The 19,384-nt window shown below is 45.4% G+C and carries 17 protein-coding genes, 2 tRNA genes and 1 pseudogene; 7 read left to right on the top strand and 13 right to left on the bottom strand.

Features of this window, described 5'->3' with window-relative positions:
* Positions 1 to 6: 6 nt before the first annotated feature.
* From DXD68_RS04500 to DXD68_RS04510, 3 genes are read left to right on the top strand one after another with little or no spacing between them, the layout of a single operon-like run.
* Positions 7 to 1,728 carry a nickel-dependent hydrogenase large subunit gene (locus DXD68_RS04500; RefSeq protein WP_122360426.1) on the top strand — a complete coding sequence of 574 codons (1,722 nt, stop codon included), beginning with the start codon at positions 7 to 9 and terminating at the stop codon, positions 1,726 to 1,728.
* Positions 1,729 to 1,739: 11 nt separating this feature from the next.
* Complete coding sequence (cybH, locus tag DXD68_RS04505; protein ID WP_122360427.1) at positions 1,740 to 2,480, top strand: Ni/Fe-hydrogenase, b-type cytochrome subunit; 741 nt, start codon at positions 1,740 to 1,742, stop codon at positions 2,478 to 2,480.
* Entirely contained in the window at positions 2,473 to 2,916 is a 444-nt protein-coding gene (locus DXD68_RS04510; protein ID WP_122360428.1) for a HyaD/HybD family hydrogenase maturation endopeptidase, read from the top strand. Before cybH ends, DXD68_RS04510 begins: the two co-directional genes overlap by 8 nt.
* Positions 2,917 to 2,925: 9 nt before the next feature.
* Here the strand turns inward: DXD68_RS04510 and glpK are convergent, their stop codons facing one another.
* The 4 genes from glpK to DXD68_RS04530 all read right to left on the bottom strand — a co-directional run bounded on the left by glpK (position 2,926) and on the right by DXD68_RS04530 (position 9,305).
* On the bottom strand, positions 2,926 to 4,437 hold the full coding sequence (gene glpK, locus DXD68_RS04515; protein ID WP_122360429.1) for a glycerol kinase GlpK: 1,512 nt from the start codon (positions 4,435 to 4,437) through the stop codon (positions 2,926 to 2,928).
* Positions 4,438 to 4,567: 130 nt separating this feature from the next.
* Positions 4,568 to 6,913, bottom strand: coding sequence for a transglycosylase domain-containing protein (locus tag DXD68_RS04520; RefSeq protein WP_122360430.1), 2,346 nt, complete (start codon positions 6,911 to 6,913; stop codon positions 4,568 to 4,570).
* 35 nt (positions 6,914 to 6,948) lie between these two features.
* Positions 6,949 to 7,890: a YeiH family protein gene (locus tag DXD68_RS04525; RefSeq protein ID WP_122360431.1), complete on the bottom strand. Its 942-nt coding sequence runs from the start codon at positions 7,888 to 7,890 to the stop codon at positions 6,949 to 6,951.
* Between the two features lie 128 nt (positions 7,891 to 8,018).
* Complete coding sequence (locus DXD68_RS04530) at positions 8,019 to 9,305, bottom strand: O-acetylhomoserine aminocarboxypropyltransferase/cysteine synthase family protein (protein ID WP_122360432.1); 1,287 nt, start codon at positions 9,303 to 9,305, stop codon at positions 8,019 to 8,021.
* A 178-nt stretch (positions 9,306 to 9,483) separates the two neighbouring features.
* Here DXD68_RS04530 and DXD68_RS04535 point away from each other — a divergent pair, with 178 nt between their 5' ends.
* Positions 9,484 to 9,945, top strand: a complete 462-nt coding sequence (locus tag DXD68_RS04535) for an Lrp/AsnC family transcriptional regulator (protein ID WP_122360433.1) — start codon at positions 9,484 to 9,486, stop codon at positions 9,943 to 9,945.
* Positions 9,946 to 9,947: 2 nt separating this feature from the next.
* Here DXD68_RS04535 and DXD68_RS04540 read toward each other — a convergent pair whose 3' ends face one another.
* Positions 9,948 to 10,832, bottom strand: coding sequence for a LysR family transcriptional regulator (locus DXD68_RS04540; protein WP_122360434.1), 885 nt, complete (start codon positions 10,830 to 10,832; stop codon positions 9,948 to 9,950).
* An 87-nt stretch (positions 10,833 to 10,919) separates the two neighbouring features.
* Here DXD68_RS04540 and DXD68_RS04545 point away from each other — a divergent pair, with 87 nt between their 5' ends.
* Positions 10,920 to 14,216, top strand: coding sequence for an AsmA-like C-terminal region-containing protein (locus tag DXD68_RS04545; protein ID WP_122360435.1), 3,297 nt, complete (start codon positions 10,920 to 10,922; stop codon positions 14,214 to 14,216).
* Here DXD68_RS04545 and rfbB read toward each other — a convergent pair whose 3' ends face one another.
* Positions 14,217 to 15,356, bottom strand: a complete 1,140-nt coding sequence (gene rfbB, locus DXD68_RS04550) for a dTDP-glucose 4,6-dehydratase (RefSeq protein ID WP_122360436.1) — start codon at positions 15,354 to 15,356, stop codon at positions 14,217 to 14,219.
* Between the two features lie 8 nt (positions 15,357 to 15,364).
* Positions 15,365 to 15,925 carry a dTDP-4-dehydrorhamnose 3,5-epimerase gene (gene rfbC / locus DXD68_RS04555; RefSeq protein WP_122360533.1) on the bottom strand — a complete coding sequence of 187 codons (561 nt, stop codon included), beginning with the start codon at positions 15,923 to 15,925 and terminating at the stop codon, positions 15,365 to 15,367.
* 158 nt (positions 15,926 to 16,083) lie between these two features.
* On the opposite strand from rfbC, the gene DXD68_RS04560 reads away from it, so the two are divergent.
* Both DXD68_RS04560 and DXD68_RS04565 read left to right on the top strand, forming a co-directional pair.
* Positions 16,084 to 16,155 (top strand) — tRNA-Cys (locus DXD68_RS04560).
* A 39-nt stretch (positions 16,156 to 16,194) separates the two neighbouring features.
* A tRNA-Cys gene (locus DXD68_RS04565) sits at positions 16,195 to 16,269 on the top strand.
* 26 nt (positions 16,270 to 16,295) lie between these two features.
* Here DXD68_RS04565 and DXD68_RS04570 read toward each other — a convergent pair.
* The 6 genes and pseudogenes from DXD68_RS04570 to DXD68_RS24415 form a co-directional block, all read right to left on the bottom strand.
* Positions 16,296 to 17,171, bottom strand: coding sequence for a D-Ala-D-Ala carboxypeptidase family metallohydrolase (locus DXD68_RS04570; RefSeq protein ID WP_122360437.1), 876 nt, complete (start codon positions 17,169 to 17,171; stop codon positions 16,296 to 16,298).
* Positions 17,164 to 17,367: a hypothetical protein gene (locus DXD68_RS04575; RefSeq protein WP_122360438.1), complete on the bottom strand. Its 204-nt coding sequence runs from the start codon at positions 17,365 to 17,367 to the stop codon at positions 17,164 to 17,166. The genes DXD68_RS04570 and DXD68_RS04575 overlap by 8 nt, the downstream gene beginning before the upstream one ends.
* 46 nt (positions 17,368 to 17,413) lie before the next feature.
* On the bottom strand, positions 17,414 to 17,857 hold the full coding sequence (locus DXD68_RS04580) for an HU family DNA-binding protein (RefSeq protein ID WP_122360439.1): 444 nt from the start codon (positions 17,855 to 17,857) through the stop codon (positions 17,414 to 17,416).
* A gap of 204 nt (positions 17,858 to 18,061) precedes the next feature.
* Complete coding sequence (locus tag DXD68_RS04585; protein ID WP_122360440.1) at positions 18,062 to 18,484, bottom strand: hypothetical protein; 423 nt, start codon at positions 18,482 to 18,484, stop codon at positions 18,062 to 18,064.
* Between the two features lie 125 nt (positions 18,485 to 18,609).
* The gene (locus DXD68_RS04590; protein ID WP_122360441.1) at positions 18,610 to 18,891 is read right to left on the bottom strand and encodes an HU family DNA-binding protein; all 282 of its coding nucleotides are present in this window, start codon (positions 18,889 to 18,891) and stop codon (positions 18,610 to 18,612) included.
* Positions 18,892 to 18,928: 37 nt separating this feature from the next.
* Positions 18,929 to 19,193, bottom strand: a pseudogene (locus tag DXD68_RS24415) (KilA-N domain-containing protein); the annotation flags it as partial.
* Positions 19,194 to 19,384: the final 191 nt, after the last annotated feature.

The following is a 19,384-nucleotide window of genomic DNA, read 5'->3' on the forward strand; positions in this document are numbered from 1 at the left end:
AATACCATGTCAGAAAGAATCGTCATAGACCCCATCACCCGCATTGAAGGCCATCTACGGGTAGAAGCAGCCATCGAAGGCGGCAAAATAAAAGAGGCATACAGTTCCGGTACAATGGTACGCGGAATAGAAAATATTGTACGCAACCGTGATCCCCGCGATGCCTGGGTATTTGTGGGACGTGTTTGCGGTGTGTGTACTTCCATTCATTCGCTCTGCTCCGTGCGTGCGGTGGAACAGGCGTTGGACATCACCATTCCTCCCAATGCGGAGATGGTGCGCAATATTATGGAAGCAGTACTTTACATGCATGACCATACAGTCCATTTCTACCAGTTGCATGCGCTGGACTGGGTCGATATCGTATCGGCTCTGAAAGCAGACCCGAAAGCAGCAGCCCTCCTCGCCCAGCAACTATCGCCGTGGGCCAAAAATACGGAAGGATATTTCAGAAATACACAGGAACGCCTGAAGAAATTCGTTGCCAGCGGACAGCTCGGTATCTTCGCCAACGGATATTGGGGTCATCCTGCCTATAAACTGACACCGGAACAGAACCTGATTGCAACCGTCCATTATCTGGATGCGCTGGAATGGCAAAAGGAGATAGTCAAAGTACATGCCGTATTCGGTGGTAAGAACCCGCATCCGAACTTCCTGGTAGGCGGTATGCCGTGCAGCATCGACCTCAACGAAGCAAATGCGATCAATTCCGAACGCCTGGCGCTGGTTAAGCAAAAGCTCCAGGAAGGGAAAGACTTTATCGACCAGGTATATATCCCGGATTTGCTGATGATCGCCGAAGTCTATAAAGACGAATGGAGCAAGATAGGCGGCGGCGTAAGCAACTATCTGTCATACGGCGATTTTCCCTTACATGGGTATGCCGGTATCGAAGATTATCTGAGTCCGCGCGGTATCGTGCTCGACCGTGACCTGAGCAAAGTCCATCCGGTAGATGCCAATTCTCCGGAAGAAATCAAAGAATATATCTACCACTCCTGGTACAAATATACCGAAGGTGACAAAGCCGGCCTGCATCCGTACGACGGAGAGACAAACCTGGAATATACCGGTCCGAAGCCTCCTTATAAACATTTGGACGTAGAAGATAAATATAGCTGGATCAAAACGCCGCGCTGGAAAGGCCAGCCGATGGAAGTAGGTCCGCTTGCCCGCCTGATCGTGGCATACGCTGCAGGCAAAGAACCTCAGAAAACAGCAGTCGATAATGTATTGAAGCAACTGAACCTCCCGGCTGAAGCCCTGTTTTCCACTCTGGGACGCACGGCTGCCCGCGGAATCGAGACACAGCTGGTTGCCGGCTGGTCGCTCGAATTTTTCGACCAGTTGATGAAGAACCTGGAGAACGGAGATTCCCGTATGGCGAATCCGGTCATGTGGGAAAACGAGAACTGGCCGAAGAAAGCGCAAGGCGTAGGACTGACAGAAGCTCCGCGCGGTGCACTGGCTCATTTTATCGTTATCGAAAACAACCGGGTAAAGAATTATCAGATGGTTGTTCCCACCACCTGGAACGCTTCGCCGAGAGACGAGAACGGAAACTTATCTCCTTACGAATCAGCCCTGATCGGTACACCGATCCACGATGCCAATCAGCCGCTTGAAATCCTCCGGACGATCCATTCCTTCGACCCGTGCCTGGCTTGTGCCGTGCATCTGTATGACGAGGAAGGGAAGTATGTGCACCAAATGGATACGTTTTAAAAAGTATTGCTATGAAAAGTCGTAAGAAACGTCTGAGAGAAGTATACGTATGGGAGCTTCCCGTACGTATTTATCACTGGGTAAATGCATTATGTATCGTTATACTTTGTATTACCGGGTTTATCATTGCCGATCCTCCTGCCATACTGAATGCATCGGAAGCCTATTTCAGTTACTGGTTCGGAGTGGTCCGTTTCATCCATTTTGTAGCGGCTTTCGTTTTCTTCTTCAACTTCGTGTTCCGCCTGTATTGGGGATTTGTGGGAAACCGCTTCGCCCGATGGAACAACTTCATCCCGCTAAAGAAATCGCAATGGCAGGAAGTATGGGAAGTGATCAAGGTCGATATCCTGATGATAAAGAACAAGCCGGTCGACAGTATCGGGCATAATGCACTGGCAAGCCTGATCTATTTCGGCACGTTCTGGGCATTCCTGTTACAAAGTATTACAGGTTTCGGACTGTATGCCAAAATGAGCCAGTCGGTCTTCCCTCAACTGTTTGCCTGGACCATTCCTTTAATGGGCGGCGATTTGATGGCACGCCAGATCCACCATTTCCTGATGTGGTTCTTTATCCTGTTCGCCATTGTCCATGTATATCTGGTATTCTACCACGATTACATCGAGCAACGCGGTGAAACTTCCTCTATCATTGGAGGCTGGAAGTTCATTGAAGAAGACATTGCAGACAAGGAAGAGGTTACAGAGACAGCCGAGACAATCACCAAGATCGCGAAGAAACATGAATAAAACTCTTATATTAGGTGTCGGCAACTTGTTACTGAAAGACGAAGGAGTCGGTATCCACGTGATCCGTGCCCTGGAGAAAGAAACGCTTCCCGCCCATGTCACCCTGATGGATGGCGGGACGGGAGGCTTGCATCTGATCAGCTGGCTGACGGGTTATGACCATATCATCATGGTAGACGCCACCCTCGACACCAATCCGCCGGGAACAGTCCGTCTCATCCGTCCGAAATACGCCAGCGATTATCCTCCCCTAATGAGTGCACACGAAATCGGACTTCGCGACATGATCGAAACGATGATCCTGACCGGCGATCTGCCGGAAGTCCATCTGATCGTCGTCTCGGCAGCCAATCTGAATGAAGTAAATATGGAACTGACCCCGGAAGTGGAAGCTTCCATCCCTGAGGTAATAAAGATCATACGGGAGCTGATATAAGAAGAATGACTATATTTCGCTATCCATTGCCCAATTCATTGTCCGTCCGACCGCCTTATGCCAGTCTGTAAGTAAAGCCAGCGCTGTTTCAGGTTTCATCTTGGCGGTAAATATAGTATCGAGCGACCATTGCTCTTTCAGCTCATCCGTATCTTTCCAATAGTTCACAGCCAATCCCGCCAAATAAGCAGCCCCCAAAGCCGTTGTTTCAATGATGCTGGGGCGTACTACCGGACACCGGCTGATGTCTGCCTGAAACTGCATCAGGAAATTATTTGCTATCGCACCGCCATCCACACGGATCTCCTTCGGTTTGGCCTGAATATCATTTTCCATCGCGATCAGTACGTCATATACCTGATAACAAATACCTTCCAGAGCCGCACGTGTCAGATGCGCCGCCGTCGTACCACGGGTAATGCCGATGATTGCACCACGTGCATACTGGTCCCAGTACGGAGCCCCCAAACCGGTCAGTGCCGGAACAAAATAGACACCGCCATTGTCGGAAACCGATTTCGCCATCTGTTCCGTTACCGGAGCATTCGGAATCAATCCGATACCGTCACGAAGCCACTGGATAACCGCACCGCCGACAAACACACTGCCTTCAAGCGCATAAGTCACCTGGTCACCCAACTTCCAGGCAATCGTCGTCAACAGGTTATTCTGCGAAAGTACTGGCTTGTCGCCTGTATTTACGATCATAAAACACCCTGTTCCGTAAGTCGTCTTCATCATCCCTTTATCCAGGCACAACTGCCCGAACAAAGCAGCCTGCTGGTCGCCTGCCATTCCGGAAACAGGAATGCCGGTCTTAAATATCGGCGTAGAGGTTTCGCAATAGACCTCGCTACTGCTCTTCACCTCCGGCAACATGGAGGACGGGATCGTGAACAGATCGAGCAACTCCTGATCCCATTGCAAGGTATTTATATTGAATAACATAGTTCGGGAGGCATTCGTGACATCGGTAATGAACTGCGAACCCCGCGTCAGTTTCCAGACCAGCCAGGAATCGACCGTACCGAAACAAAGTTCTCCCCGCTCCGCCCGTTCACGGATACCTTTCACATGATCCAGTATCCATTTGACCTTTGTTGCCGAGAAATAAGCATCGATCACCAATCCGGTCTTTTGCTGGATGAAATCGGAATAACCTTCCGCTTTCAGTTCCTCGCAGTAGTCAGCCGTCCGTCGGTCCTGCCACACAATCGCATTGTAAACAGGAAAACCTGTCTCACGGTCCCAGACAATCGTCGTCTCCCGCTGGTTGGCAATACCGATACAGACAATATGATCATCCGTCACGTCGGCTTTTGCCATCGCTTCCTTTATCGCGAGCGATTGCGTATACCAGATCTCGTTCGGGTCATGTTCTACCCAACCCGGCTTGGGGAAATATTGTTGGAATGTTTTCTGCGAAAGAGTGATGACCTGTCCCTGACGATTAAACAGGATGGCACGGGATGTTGTTGTTCCCTGATCGATAGCCAATACATATTTATGTCTGAAATTCATGTTATATCACTTTATAATCAGTAAACCACTTTCCTTAGGAATAAGTTCAGTTTATCCTAAAAAAGGAACTCCCGCAAATCTAATAAATAATTTAGATTTGCGGGAGTTGTATTTCAACTAATCCAGTCTACTATTCAAACATTTTATCGATACCTCCTGCATCTGCCGGGATACTCTTTCGTTCTTCTTCCGTTATCGTTTTGCAAGGATCGGCATATTGTTCAGGAACATCGAAGTCTTCCTCTTCCGAATAACCGAGCGTTTTGTCGGCATACACCTTCTGCATGAATAAGCCGTAGATAGGCAATGCCATACTTGCCCCCTGCCCTTCCTGAAGACGGTCGAAATGAATAGAACGGTCTTCTCCTCCGACCCAACAACCGGACACCAAACTAGGCGTGAATCCCATAAACCAACCGTCGGAATTGTTTTGCGTCGTTCCGGTCTTACCGCCCATCGGCGCCTTGATGCCATAACGGAAACGAACACGTCCTCCGGTTCCACCATCAATCACGCTCCTCAACATATATAACATCTTATAGGAAGCATCTTCCGGCAACACCTCACTCATTTGTTGATTGAAACTAGCTATCGTATTCCCATACTGGTCTTCGATACGGGTTACATACATAGGCTCGACGCGAATACCTTTATTGGCAAAGGTCGTATAAGCTCCTACCATTTCACCTACCGATACATCCGGTGTTCCCAAAGAGACAGAAATAACAGGATCGATATTCCCTTTTATTCCAAAAGAATGCAACAGACGAACAAACGTATAAGGAGAAAGCTGCTTCATCAAATAAGCAGTCACCCAGTTCGAAGAGTTCTGCAATCCCCACTGCAACGTAACCATTTCACCGACCCTCTTGGCTCCGGCATTCTTTGGAGCCCAAAGTATCCCGTTTTCATCCGTCAACTTCTGTTCGACATGCAACATTTCATCGCACGGACTAAAGCCTTCAATCATCGCCAACGAGTACAGGAACGGCTTAATAGTAGAACCCACCTGCCTGCGGCCGCCATTGATCATATCATACTGGAAATCATTATAATCGATCCCGCCGACATATGCCTTCACATATCCGGTACGCGGGTCCATCGACATAAACGCCGTACGCAGGAAGCTCTTATGGTAACGGATAGAATCCCATGGAGACATAATCGTATCAACCGGACCGTTCCAGCTAAACACGCTCATTTCTACCGGCTTCTGGAACTCCTTACGCATATCGGCTTCGCTCATACCTTCCTTCTTCATCGCACGGTAACGGTCTGTCTGATGCATAGCGCGCATCAACATCGTATCCACCTGTCCGGCTCTCACATCACGGGAAAACGGAGCATAACTACGTCCTTTCTTTTCTTTGAAGAAAGCAGGTTGCAAAGTTCCGCCTATATGTTCACGAACAGCATCTTCGGCATATTGCTGCATACGCGAATCAATAGTTGTATAAATTTTAAGACCGTCTGTATATACATTATAATATTGTCCATCCGCTTTCTTATTCTTATTACACCAACCGTATAACGGGTTCGTCTCCCATGCCAACGAGTCTTCCGAGAATTTCTGACCTTGCCAGGAGGCATAGCGCTTACGCTCCGGTTTCTTCGCCGTCAGGACAAGACGAAGATATTCACGGAAATAAGGAGCTGGTCCGTCTTTGTGGTCCATACGGCTGAAACGGACAGTCAGAGGTAATGCTTTCAGAGAATCACATTCCGCCCGGCTGATATACCCTGCCTTTTCCATCTGATCCAGAACGGTGTTACGGCGTCCGCGGGTACGTTCATTCTGACGAACAGGATTGAAATAAGAAGGATTCTTACACATTCCCACCAGTGTCGCCGCTTCTTCTATCTTTAAATTCTTGGGGGTTGTTCCGAAATAGACACGTGCAGCCGATTGAATACCGACCGCATTATACAGGAAGTCAAATTTATTCAAATACATGCTGATAATCTCTTCCTTGGTATAATAACGTTCCAATTGAACGGCAATCACCCATTCGATCGGTTTCTGGAACAGGCGTTCCATAAAGTTATCGGCACTCGGTGAGAAAAGCTGTTTTGCCAGCTGCTGGGTAATGGTACTACCACCGCCACCACTCTTCTGCATCAGGATACCGCGTTTCACAACAGCGCGGAACAATCCCTGCGCATCGATACCGCTATGTTGTGCATAACGAATATCTTCGGTAGCTATCAAGGCTTTCACCAGGTCGGGAGAAAGATCCTTATAATTTGTCATGATACGGTTATCCTGACTATGGGCATAACTTCCCAATGTCTTTCCGTCAGATGAAATGATCTGGGATGCATATTTGTCGATAGGATTTTCGAGCTGTTCCACCGGCGGCATATACCCGATAGAGCCATTAGCTATTGCGGTAAAAATCAGAAATACAGTTCCTACTGCTGCCGCAAACAGTACCCAGAATGTAATTATAATGCCTTTTGTTACTTTTGAAGCCATCTTCTTATTCGCTTAGAAATCGCAAAGATAAGAAATTAAACCAATAATATAACTCCCAGGCTAATTAAACCGATGAAAACCCAAAGCACCACCCCTTGCACCATCGGACGGACACCGACCTGTTTGATTACTTTTCTTGATAATCCGGCTCCGATAAGGAAGAGAGTGACAGTCAATCCCTTTTTTGCCAACCAAACCAACGAACCTGTCACTGTTTCGGGGATCGTTAAAAAGGTGTTGGCAACCATTGCCAAAATGAAAAAGAAGATAAACCAGGGGATAGCAATCTTACCACCTTTTTGCTTGAAGAGGAACATGGTCACGATCGTAATCGGAATAATCCACAAAGCACGCGTCAACTTAACCATCGTAGCGATTTCAAGCGCTTTCTCGCCATAAGCGGCACCGGCACCGACCACCGAACTGGTGTCGTGGATAGCAATAGCCGCCCACATGCCGAATTGCTCCTGTGTCATATTGAGTAAATGACCGATAGGGGGAAAGATAAACAGCGCAATTGCATTCAGGATAAAGATCGTACCCAGTGCCATCGACATTTCATTATCGTTAGCTTTCACTACCGGCCCTACGGCTGCAATGGCGCTACCGCCGCAAATAGCTGTCCCGGCAGAGATCAGATAAGCGGTTTTCCTATCCATCATCAGGCGTTTGCCCAGATATATACCCAACACCAGTACAGCCGCCACCGACACAATGGTGAAAAGCATGCCTTCCTTCCCTGTCTTCAGCGACTCGTGCAGATTCATACCGAACCCGAGCCCAACGACCGAAAACTGTAGCAGATATTTGGATGTCTTCTTACTAAACTTAGGAAAAGGCTGCCCGGCTGTCATCCCGAGTGTAAGCCCTAGAAACAGGGCTATTGCGGGCGATATAAAAGGCATCAGGCATAAAATAAAAAGAAGAATGAAAAGAGGTTTGTTATACTTCGCAAGCACTTGTTCAATTGTGTTCATTACTATAATATCTTAGTTATCCTTATATTTTTGACGGCGCAAAGGTAAATTTAAAAAAGATATCATACCAATCACATTATGGAATAGATGATAACTTGAAGTTATAACCCTCCTTTCATTCTGATTGTTCAGATTTTGGCAAGCGCCTCTTCCAAATCAGCCAGCAAATCCTCAATATGTTCCGTCCCGATCGACAAACGAACTGTTCCCGGATAAATTTCCTGGTCTACCAGTTCTTCGGCACTCAATTGAGAATGGGTCGTACTTGCCGGATGAATAACAAGAGATTTGACATCGGCAACATTTGCCAACAAAGAGAAAATCTCCAAACTGTCGATGAAGCGGTGTGCTTCCTCCTGACCGCCTTTCAGCTCGAAAGTAAAAATGGAACCGCCGCCTTTGGGAAAATAACGTTTATATAAAGCATGGTCGGGATGATCCGGCAGTGACGGGTGGTTTACCTTTTTCACTTTCGGATGATCTTTCAGAAAATCCACGACTTTCAAGGCATTTTCCACATGGCGTTCCACACGCAAAGAAAGTGTCTCCAGCCCCTGTAATAAAATGAATGCATTGAAAGGACTGATGCAGGCTCCGGTATCACGCAAGAGGATAGCACGAATACGGGTAACATACGCTGCCGGACCGGCAGCATCGACAAAACGTACGCCATGATAACTCGGGTCGGGCTCAGTCAGTTGCGGGAATTTGCCGGAAGCGACCCAGTCGAACTTACCGGAATCGACAATCACACCACCCAGCGATGTGCCATGCCCGCCTATAAACTTGGTCGCAGAATGTACTACGATATCAGCCCCGTACTCGATCGGACGGATCAGATAAGGAGTTCCGAACGTATTGTCGACGATCAAAGGCATCTTGTGGCGATGGGCAATATCAGCGACTACCTCTATATCTATAATATTGGAATTAGGATTTCCCAGGGTTTCAATGAAGACAGCCTTTGTATTCGGTTGAATGGCTTTCTCGAAATTCGACAGGTCAGCCGGATCGACAAAGGTGGCGGTTATCCCATAAGCAGGCAATGTATGCGCCAGCAGATTATAACTACCGCCATAAATGGTTTTAGCAGCAACGATATGGTCACCGGCACGGGCAATATTCTCAAATGCATAGGTAATAGCAGCAGCACCGGAGGCTACAGCCAGCCCTGCTACACCACCTTCCAGGACAGCTACCCGTTGTTCAAAAACACCTTGAGTCGAATTAGTCAAGCGTCCGTATATGTTACCCGGATCCTGCAGACCGAAACGGGCTGCGGCATGTGCCGAGTTATGAAACACATAAGATGTTGTCTGATAAATAGGAACTGCACGTGAATCTGTTGCCGGATCTGCCTGTTCCTGTCCCACATGAAGCTGTAAAGTCTCAAAATGCAATTCTCTTTTTGCCATGATCGTATTCTTTTTAGTTTAACTGATTATCGAATTATTCACCAGCAAAAGTATAATACATGGAAATATCAAACAAGAAATATTGATAATACAGAAAATAACCCTATTTTTGCATCAGTACACAGAATGAACAAACCGGATAATAGTTAAAATACCCCCAATAAAAGAATTTTATTCTATGGAGACTCTTGATAAAAAGGATTTGCAGATACTTCGTACGCTGCAGGAGAATGCACGATTGACGACGAAAGAGCTTGCCGCCCGGGTAAACCTTTCGTCCACACCTGTTTTTGAACGTCTCAGACGTTTGGAGAACGGGGGATATATAAAGAAGTATATCGCCGTATTGGATGCGGAAAAGCTGAACCTGGGCTTTGTCGTCTTTTGCCGCGTCAAACTCAGTAAGCTCAATAAAGAGATAGCGACTGATTTCACACGGATCATACAGGAGATACCTGAAGTAACCGAATGTTATAATATATCAGGCAGTTACGATTACCTGCTAAAGATACATGCCCCCAATATGAAGCATTATCAAGAATTTATCCTGAATGTCCTGGGAACGATCGACAGCCTGGGATCACTGGAAAGTACTTTTGTGATGGATGAAGTAAAACACGATTACGGTATCCATATCTGACCTTATTTATAGGCTTGCATATACCGGATAAAACTCTCCTCCAGTCCGCCGCTCTGCCCTTGCAACTGCACAAAGGAGAACATACGTTCGGCTGAAAAGTCCGTGATATCGATCACTTTCAATGAACCCGACATCAGTTCGCGGGTAACGGCACGCACCGATACGATCGCAAGGACATCCGAATTTTCAAGAAACAACTTGATACTTTCGGTACTTCCCAGTTGCATCAGCACATTTAACTGAGACAATTTGATCTGATGCTCGGCAAGCGTAGATTCCAGGACAGATAATGTTCCCGAGCCATTTTCACGGAGCACCAGCGGCAGAGTGCAAAGCTGCTCCAGCGACAGTTCTTCAAAATGGGCGAGCTTGCTGCCGGTATGTGTAACTACCACCAACTCGTCTTTCATAAAAGGCGTATAGTGGAGGGAGCTCTGGCGAATCTTCCCTTCCACCAGCCCCAAAGTGATCTTTCCTTCACACAAAGCCTTTTCGATATCATGGCTGTTACCGTTCAGCAAAGAAGCGCGTATATCGGGAAACTTCCTGATAAAAGAAGATAATATAGGAGGCAAAACATATTGGGCAATCGTGGTACTCGCCCCCAGGCGCAGGTCGCCGCAGATATTATCGGTCAGCAGATTCATCTCGAAATCCAGTTGCCGGTAAGCGGCAAGCAACGTATTAGTATGCGACAAAAGCAATTCCCCTGCCCGTGTCAGCACGATACGGCTACCGGTACGGTCGAACAACGGCATCTTATACTGCATCTCCAGTTCATGAATATGTTTGCTTATAGCGGGCTGGCTTATATACAACTCTTTGGAAGCTTTCGTAAAGCTCAGGTTAGTCGCTACGCTGTAAAATACCTTCAGGCGAAAATCCATATTCCTATATTCTTTTAAATAAACTTATCTGGTACAAAGATATGGGTTTATTTACATACTTTTGTATGACCAATACATGAAGACAATATGAAGATCAATAAAAAAGTAGTTACAACTATTATCGTTATTGCTGTTACCCTGTTCTTTATCCTGCCGGGTATCGGCTTCAGTATTCTGAACTGGGGTGTTCTCCCTCCGGAGAAACTGACTCCGCTCGTCATCGAACAGACCAATAAATTCCTTGATGCCCACCTGGATTGCGAACGGATCGAGCTTACTTATTTCGAAACATACCCGCATCTGGGCATCCGGCTTACGAACGGTCACCTGATCTCGCATGCTGCAGAAGACTCTACTGCGCACGAAGAAGAACTGGCCATTCCATCCGATTCGTTGCTTGCTTTCAAAACAGCCGTTATCTCCCTCCGGCCAACCGACTTTCTTTTCGGCGGCAAGATAACCATCGGCGAGTTTAGCCTCGAAGAACCCCGCTTCTACGGTTACGTCAATAAAAAAGGGGCTGCCAACTGGGATATTTATTCCAGTGAACCCGATTCTGCCGAGACCGACAAAAAGCCTTTGCCACCTATCGACCTGCAAAAAGTCCGTATCTCAAATGGCCGTTTCACTTACGACGACCGTGAAGCAGACTTATTTGCCGAGATCAACGGTTTCTTCCTTAACATGGACGGCTCGCTGACCGACGGGAAGAACAAGCTGGACATTGAAACCGGCTCTACCTCTATTCTTTTCAGTAGTCCGACCTATACATTAGAAAATAAACTGGCGCTGAAGCTAAAAAGCCAACTCCTGTTATCCGACAACTTCAATACAATCACATTGAACGATGCCGAATTGCTGGTAAACAACCTGCCTTTTACAGCCAACGGTTCTGTCAGCAGCCTGCCGCCGCTGAAACAGACCAAAATAGACATGGAAGTCGGACTTAAAGTATCCGATATGAACGATCTGCTGAAATTCATACCCGATGCCTACTTCCAACACAGAGAAAAAATAGAAGCTAAAGGTGCAGTCATCGTGGAAGGTAACATACATGGTTACCTGGGCGACAGCATTGTCCCCTCGGTCAACCTATGCTGTAAAATAGAGAATGGCTCTTACCACGTCAAAGGTCTCAAACAGGGGATCGACACCCTACAGATGGATATGGACCTCCATCTGAACGGCATGTATCCCGACTCTTCTTTCGTCTCGTTGGAACAACTGACATTAAAAGGTCTGACAACATCCCTGAATATGAACGGAAAAGTCACCAATCTGCTGACTTCCCCCAATATAGATACAAATATTAAAGGAAAGATAGATTTCACACGGCTGGCAAAAGAATTCCTGAACCCGGACACCCTATTCCTCCAGGGAGTAATGGATGCCGACCTTTCTGCCTCGTTCAATGTGGATGACCTGCTGAACAGCCAGTACGGAAAAGTACATGCGTCAGGCCGTTTGAATATCGATACATTGAAAGCCTACAGTAAACCGTTGGGAATGGATGTCTTTATTACCAATGCAGCTTTCTCGGTCGATTCGACCCAGTTAAGTAGTTCTTACCTGGAAAATAAGGACCTGTTAAGCATAACACTGTCCGTCGACAGCCTGAATGTCAAATATCAGGACGATATCAGTACCAACATCAGCCGATTGGCTATACAGGCAAAAACATCACCGGTAATCGATACGACAGCCGTTATCCCAATGACAGCACAGTTAAAATTCGATTATCTGCGTACCCGTCTTCCCGACTCCGTATGGCTGGTTGCCGGACAGACTGTTATGAAAGGCGGCATCAAATCATCCGCATCCAACAAACTCATACCGACTGCCGGAGCTACCATCTCTGTCGATACCCTGCATTATTTCATTCTGCCAATGCGTACCGGAATGATCCTCTCCGGAAATACATTTAATATAGAAGCTCTTCCCTACCGGGATGCCATACGTCAACGCAGGCTGGCCCGGACCGATACGACTACGCAAACAGCGACAAGAGTAGCACGTACACGCCGTCCAAGAATACCTGGTCAGGTACAGGCAGACACAACCGATGTGACAACGCAGTTATTACGTCGCTGGGAAGTACGTGGCAGTCTTTCGTTCAACAAAATGCGCGGATTCAGCCGCCTGCTGCCTCTACCGATGAGAATAGATCAGACAACCATGAAGTTCAACACCAACGACATTACACTCACCGATGCACACCTGCATCTGGGAAAAAGCGATTTCATGCTGAACGGAGAAATAAAACGTATCCGCCAAGCCATGTTGCGAGGAGGAAAATTACAGGGCAACTTCTCCCTGACATCCGACTATATCGACTGTAACCAGCTAATGAAAGCGATGAACTCTGGCATGCAATATTCGGAACAACATGCCGCAACAGCCGACCAGTCAGCTATCGACGAAGAAAATCTCGTCACAATGGATACCCATACATTGCAGGATTCCATTGCTACAGCCACATTAGACACGACAGACCGGGTATTCGTTATCCCTGCTTATCTGGATATGACGCTTCATACAGATGCGAAAAAGATCGATTTCAAAGATGTCGAACTAAGCAATGTTCTTGGTGAAGTGATCATCCGCGATCAGAGCATCAACCTCAGCAATCTCAAGATGGATTCGAATATCGGTCGTGGAAATATGACTATGTTCTACACGGCTAAGGATGAAAGCGGTGCTTCTGCTGGTTTCGATCTCGATCTGGAAAATGTCATGGTCGAGAAATTAATCGGATTATACCCCGCCATCGATACCCTGGTTCCTATGTTACGTTCTTTCGAGGGTGTAGTAGACTGCCAGATCACAGCCACCTGCAAAATGGACTCAGTAATGTCACTCGATCTCCCCTCTTTAAATTCAGCCTGCTATCTGCATGGAGAAAATATGGTGCTGCTCGATGGCGAAACTTTTACGGAAATATCCAAGACGCTTATGTTCAAGAATAAGAAACGAAATGTGATAGACAGTATCTCCGTAGACTTGGCCATTAAGGACAATAAAATCGAAGTATTCCCTTTCCTGGTTGAAATGGACAGATACAAAGTGGCAGTCGGAGGAACGCACAATCTGGATATGACGTTCAACTACCATCTATCCGTACTCAAATCACCCGTTCCTTTCAAACTGGGAATAGATATCACCGGCAACCTGGACGATTTCAAATACAAGATCGTGAAATGCCGCTACAAAGATCTCTTCAAACCGGCCAAAGAAGCCGAACTGGATAGCACGCGCACAAATGTCCGCAAAGAAATACGCGAGTCGATACGTAAACAAATAAAAGAGACTGCTCCCGAATTGGTGAGCAGCCTCTCTTCAAATCATTCAGCGATTTCTCCGGATGGAGAAACCAATGTTCTGTAATTAACGGCCGGAGTACATCCGGTCGTAATATTTCATATAATCGCCGCCGGTAATATCTTCTACCCATTGTTGGTTTTCCAGATACCAGCGGATCGTTTTTACGATACCGACCTCAAAGCTGGTTTCAGGTGTCCAACCCAGTTCTGTGGATATTTTTGTCGGATCGATGGCATAACGTTGATCGTGTCCGAGCCGGTCTTTTACGAAAGTAATCAAGCTTTCATTGATCCAGTCGATCCTAATCTCTCCGTCAGGACCGATCTCTTTCTTCTTCAATACCTGACGGTATTCAGGTTGCTCAGTCATCAACCGGCGGATTGTCTGAATGGTCAACTTCACAATCTCGATATTCTGTTTTTCGTTATGTCCACCTACATTATATACTTCGCCTGCCCGCCCCCGATGGATAACCGCATCGATCGCCTTGCAATGGTCTTCCACATACAACCAGTCCCTTACATTGGTGCCGTCGCCATATACAGGTAAAGATTTCCCTTCCAGGATATTTTTTATAATAAGCGGGATCAGCTTTTCCGGAAAATGATAAGGACCATAATTATTGGAACAGCGGGTAATGCTTACCGGCATTTTATAGGTATCTGCATAAGCCTTTACAAACAAATCGGCACTGGTCTTGGATGCACTGTAAGGACTTCTCGGATCCAATGGAGTCGTTTCGTGGAAATAGCCTTCCGCTCCCAGACTGCCATATACCTCATCGGTCGACACCTGGTGAAAACGTACGCCTTCGCGCCACAACGGATAACCAGTCTCGGCTTTTCCCGTTACCCAGGCTTTGCGCGCGGCATCCAGTAAGTTTTGCGTCCCCAGAATATTTGTCACCAGAAACAACTGCGGGTTTTCAATACTACGGTCGACATGACTCTCTGCTGCAAAATTGACGACATAATCAAATTTATATTTTGCAAAAAGTTCATCAGCCAAATCACGGTCGCAGATATCTCCCTTTACAAACTCACAACGTTCGCCATCGATATCCTCTGCTATTGTACCCAGATTACCTGCATAAGTAAGCAAGTCAAGAACTACGATCTTTATATCCTGATGCTCAGCCAGCATATATTTGATAAAGTTGGCACCAATAAAACCAGCGGCACCTGTAACCAAATAAGTCTTCATCGTCCGTATTATTTATATGTATAATTAATTTCTGCTTCGCTCAATAGGGGCGATTTTGTGTCTTTCTCCGATAAGGTCAATGCTTCCGCATCCGTGATCTTCCAATCTATCCCTATCGAAGGATCATCAAAGCGTAATCCCCTTTCATGGCTTGGCATGTAAGGATTATCTACCTTATATGTAAATACAGCCTCGTCGCTCAACACATGAAATCCATGAGCAAATCCCTGAGGGATAAAAAACTGGCGTTTATTCTCTGCCGAAAGTTCGACAGCCACATATTTTCCGAACGTCGGTGAACCGACACGAATATCTACAGCCACATCCAGAACACGTCCGGTGATTACCCGTACTAACTTCGACTGCGAATAAGGAGCCAGCTGATAATGTAATCCGCGGAGTACTCCTTTGGAAGAACAAGATTCATTATCCTGAATAAAATTTACCTTACCGATATGTTGTTCGAACTCGTCCTTCTTCCAGGCTTCCATAAAATACCCCCGTGCATCATTAAAAACCTTAGGTTCAATAATCCACATACCTGGAATTTCTGTCTCAATATAATTCATCCTTTCATTTTTATAACTAACAGAAGACAAAGTAACTTCTTTTTCCTTAGTTCTGCAACTATCAACGCCTGCAAAAAGAATGAAAAAGATTTGCATATTCCAAACATAATGCCTTTCTTTGCACTCGCAAAAACGATAAGACGTTATTTGAAACAAACGGTTCCTTGGATGAGTGGCTTAGTCAGCGGTCTGCAAAACCGTGTACGGCGGTTCGAATCCGCCAGGAACCTCAAAAGAGATAAACTCATCGTTGAAGCAAAACAAAGTCCGGTTCCTTGGATGAGTGGCTTAGTCAGTGGTCTGCAAAACCATGTACGGCGGTTCGAATCCGCCAGGAACCTCCAAAACAGAAGGATTGGAAAGTAAATTTCTAATCCTTTTTTATTTTCATTGAAGGGGAACAACAAGCCTTCCACCACACACATCCTCCTATTAACACGACACCGAAAATTTTCCAGATCCTTATAGAGGATGACTGATTATATTCCTTATTTTCAGAGAAAGAGGACTGGTTTGTTTGTTGATGGATTATCTCCAATAATGAATTATTCGTATGATCGATCGTATCGATCATGTTATGATGTTTGTTGCCTTGTAGTAAGGTTATTTCTGTAGTATATTGATAGCCAGCGCTATCGGGTGGTGAAAAGACCATCCGGGTTATATTCCAGTTTATGGAATCTTTCGTGTATATTTTATGGCTTAAAGAAGAAGAATCTTTAAGAGAATGTACCAGTGAATCTATTTGGATAGCCTGTCCCTTTTTTACACTTTCCTGTCGTATCCGGCAAGAGGGTAACAGAATAAGTAAACATAACAACATATAAAATAACACCTGCATCCGGTTATGACCTCTTTCTTTTAAGGAGATATGCAGAAACTTTCGTTTTCTGTACAGGATAGCTTGATCGAAAAGTAACCCCGACTTTTTCAGTATCTCCAGTAACCGACCCGGCCCTTCCGGTATATAACAATCGGCAGCCTCCCCGTTTCGGTGTTGACTAGTAGCAACGCCACCGGCCAAACGGTTTACCGCATCACTGCGATACCCGCTCAAAATGGCAATCGGACCATTATTCAACCGCCTTAACGGCTCCAGTAAGTGAGTGGCAAGATAAGCCAGGGCATGGCAAGCAACAGACGGAGGTTCGTTATCCAAACCGTTTACTACCGCTATATTACTGTAAGTCAGTTCCTCCTTGCTGAAATGTTCGCTCAGCATGGTTTTATGTGTTGTGTTACTCATGATTGTTGATTTTAAATTTATATGTATAATCCACTCCGAAAAGAGCTCCTGCAAATGTGCTGATCTCACCAAAGGCCACCAGTACGCTACTATCTATCAATCCGTCAGGGGCTACCCAAAAACCGCTGAAGAGAAGAACAATCCCGCTCACTGTGAGCAGGACTGCAATAATTAACTGAATCGTTATCCGTTTCATAAACCTCTACCCTTTTAACTGTCAACTGTCACTTGTCAACTGTCAACTACTCTATCACCGGTCTGTCGTCTTCCCCACCGCCATTCTCTTCATCCTTCTTTTCAGACAACTTCTCAAAGCTGACCTGGCTTTTAATGGTACGGAGTGCTTTCCCTGGGAAAAAGCGAACCTTAGGTTCACGGATCAGATTTGTATCAAAAGATTTTTCGTCCGTCACCCCGGGAGACCCGATAGTAAAACGGAAAGTACCCAATTCCCCGACAGTGACACGTCGTCCATGTTGCAGATGACGCACTAATATGACATTCATACGGTCCAATACCGCTTTCACCACAGCACTACCTACCCCGGAGCTATCGCCTACCTCCTCCACAAATTCATCAAATCCCACAAAATCACCCGAAACAATTTGTGCATACTTCTTTTCCGGAATATCCTTCTTATCATTTCCCAAATTCTTTTTAACCACCAGTTTATACTTTACACTCATGACTACAATAATTTAACAGATTAATATTCAAGTACTTTATCGACATCGATACAACAAAGATAAACCGGTAAAAAAATGAAATATGCTGAAATATGCAGCACATATAAGACCTGCAGGCAGGCTGTCGGCGTTTTAAATAAAAATACGAGACAATCCTTGTAGATTTCAGAAGGGGGGAATTAAGTTTTATTAATCAGAAGGCTACTATTTGGGCTCATTATCAGCTTTCCATAGATCAAGCAGGTCACTAAAATCATCCGAAGTAAATTCTTTACGAAGTAGATCTCCCAAATATTCGACCGATTTATTATCGTGAAAAACAAGGAGAAGCACAAAAGACAGGTGTAGATAAGAAGGCATAAAACCATCCTCCCGCTTTCCTTCCAGTAAAGAGAATACTTTTCGGAGCAGTTCCGGTTGTTGCAGTTCATAGCCGAGCGAACCGATTACCGTTTTATATAATAGAAAATCCAATGATTTTTGCCAATGGTGTTGAAATAAGTCGGTCAGAAATAAGCGGTAGCGGGGAGGTGTATTTTCCCAGTCACAAAAGGCCGTATCGACGGCAGCCTTTTTATAAAGTTCTTGTTCCGGCTCTGGCAAGTTTTCCAATAATGACTTAAACATTTTTACGGAGGGTGTTTTTCTCCCGAAGAGTTCTTTTAGCTTTGTATACATAATGCATTCAGACAGGGGAATGGTTTATCCCTGCCTGAATGCATATACCAAGGTCATACGTCCGCAACGATCACCTATTTCCGATCATTCAATAATCTCAATAAGTCCTTACCGGGTCTGAATTTGACACTGGTACGAGATTTTATCAAGACAGAAATACCGGTACGTGGATTACGTCCAAGACGTTCTGCCTGTTTCCAGGAAGAGAAAGTACCGAAACCTTGCAACATAATGGAACCATCTCTTAATAGTTCGCTTGCCATAACATCTTCGAAGATGTTTATAAAGCGCAAAGAATCCTTTTGGGAGATCGACATCTTTTCTGCGATCTCCCGTGTTAAATCTGATTTATTCATGATTTTATGATTATAAAGAATAAATTATTTCAAAAACCTTCCACGCAAACGTTCCACCATAACGACCGGACTTTGTAATTAGACCGATAGCATTGGTCGATTCTATCCATTTTTTAGGAGAGAGAGTAAAAGCATTCAATCCTGCCTCTTTTCTAAACCTATCGAATTCGATAGGTTTAATTACATACCACAATAAAAGTATCCGAGGTTTTAAATCGAGCTATATCCGTAATACAGATATAATCTTCTTCATTCACTTTAATGACTGTCACTTCCGTGTCTTTTACCGTAATTTTTGCCATAGCTATATGTTTTATTGTTAATTACGGTAAAGATACAGATTATATTTACAACAATCAATCTTTTATATTTCAAAGTTTGAAGCAATTTGTCTTCTTCTTGTTAAGTTCAATATGTGAAAGAACGCTTTATTTAAATAATGTCTACAAACACTGTCAGGTTAAGAACTGTTTATATTCATTATATGAAAGAA

It is taken from the genome of Parabacteroides sp. TM07-1AC, from assembly GCF_003480915.1.
Classification (GTDB): Bacteria; Bacteroidota; Bacteroidia; order Bacteroidales; family Tannerellaceae; genus Parabacteroides; species Parabacteroides chongii.

Coding starts and splice junctions, on each gene's coding strand:
- DXD68_RS04500 (WP_122360426.1), top strand. CDS start 7: ATGTCAGAAAGAATCGTCATAGACCCCATCACCCGCATTGAAGGCCAT.
- cybH (WP_122360427.1), top strand. CDS start 1,740: ATGAAAAGTCGTAAGAAACGTCTGAGAGAAGTATACGTATGGGAGCTT.
- DXD68_RS04510 (WP_122360428.1), top strand. CDS start 2,473: ATGAATAAAACTCTTATATTAGGTGTCGGCAACTTGTTACTGAAAGAC.
- glpK (WP_122360429.1), bottom strand. CDS start 4,437: ATGAATTTCAGACATAAATATGTATTGGCTATCGATCAGGGAACAACA.
- DXD68_RS04520 (WP_122360430.1), bottom strand. CDS start 6,913: ATGGCTTCAAAAGTAACAAAAGGCATTATAATTACATTCTGGGTACTG.
- DXD68_RS04525 (WP_122360431.1), bottom strand. CDS start 7,890: ATGAACACAATTGAACAAGTGCTTGCGAAGTATAACAAACCTCTTTTC.
- DXD68_RS04530 (WP_122360432.1), bottom strand. CDS start 9,305: ATGGCAAAAAGAGAATTGCATTTTGAGACTTTACAGCTTCATGTGGGA.
- DXD68_RS04535 (WP_122360433.1), top strand. CDS start 9,484: ATGGAGACTCTTGATAAAAAGGATTTGCAGATACTTCGTACGCTGCAG.
- DXD68_RS04540 (WP_122360434.1), bottom strand. CDS start 10,832: ATGGATTTTCGCCTGAAGGTATTTTACAGCGTAGCGACTAACCTGAGC.
- DXD68_RS04545 (WP_122360435.1), top strand. CDS start 10,920: ATGAAGATCAATAAAAAAGTAGTTACAACTATTATCGTTATTGCTGTT.
- rfbB (WP_122360436.1), bottom strand. CDS start 15,356: ATGAAGACTTATTTGGTTACAGGTGCCGCTGGTTTTATTGGTGCCAAC.
- rfbC (WP_122360533.1), bottom strand. CDS start 15,925: ATGAATTATATTGAGACAGAAATTCCAGGTATGTGGATTATTGAACCT.
- DXD68_RS04570 (WP_122360437.1), bottom strand. CDS start 17,171: ATGAGTAACACAACACATAAAACCATGCTGAGCGAACATTTCAGCAAG.
- DXD68_RS04575 (WP_122360438.1), bottom strand. CDS start 17,367: ATGAAACGGATAACGATTCAGTTAATTATTGCAGTCCTGCTCACAGTG.
- DXD68_RS04580 (WP_122360439.1), bottom strand. CDS start 17,857: ATGAGTGTAAAGTATAAACTGGTGGTTAAAAAGAATTTGGGAAATGAT.
- DXD68_RS04585 (WP_122360440.1), bottom strand. CDS start 18,484: ATGTTTAAGTCATTATTGGAAAACTTGCCAGAGCCGGAACAAGAACTT.
- DXD68_RS04590 (WP_122360441.1), bottom strand. CDS start 18,891: ATGAATAAATCAGATTTAACACGGGAGATCGCAGAAAAGATGTCGATC.